Source organism: Vibrio sp. 1069 (assembly GCF_033340555.1).
On record NZ_JAWOWP010000873.1, the window covers coordinates 1 to 536 of the forward strand.

At 48.9% G+C, this 536-nt stretch carries 1 pseudogene; it reads left to right on the forward strand.

Annotated features, from left to right (window positions below):
* Nucleotides 1-536: pseudogene (locus tag R7040_RS29555) on the forward strand (insulinase family protein); the annotation flags it as partial.

Genomic DNA, 536 nt, shown 5'->3' on the forward strand with positions numbered 1-536 from the left:
AAGCAACTCGATGGAGTCACCAAGCTTGCATTTGGTGATTGAACGCGGCGATCTTCGTCGCGAAACGGTCGAGCAGCAACACGCAGAATGGCGAGACGAAGTGGCCATTCAACTGATTCAACAGCGTTTGATCAGTCTTCTCAATGATGCCGCCGAACCTTACCAATACGTTTATGCGCAGCCTTACTACTCGAACTACCAACGCCTGATGTCGGCGGGTATCTCATTTTCGCCTGACCGCCGTGAACAAATGCACCAAATTTTCATCAGTGCGTTGACGTCACTTCGCGATTACGGCGTGACACAAGCTGAGCTAGAGAGCATCACATCTAACTGGTATGGCGAACTGGCACATCTTGATTCTGATTGGAGCAAACGCAAGCCAAACAGTTACGCGGAAGCGCGTATTTTCCAATTGGAGCAAGACAGCGTAAGCCAATCGAAAGAGAGCTATGCGCAAAGCTTGGCAGCTTTTTTGGATAAAACGACGCTAGAGAGCGTAAACTCGCAGTTAAAAGAGCTGTTGTCTAATCAAC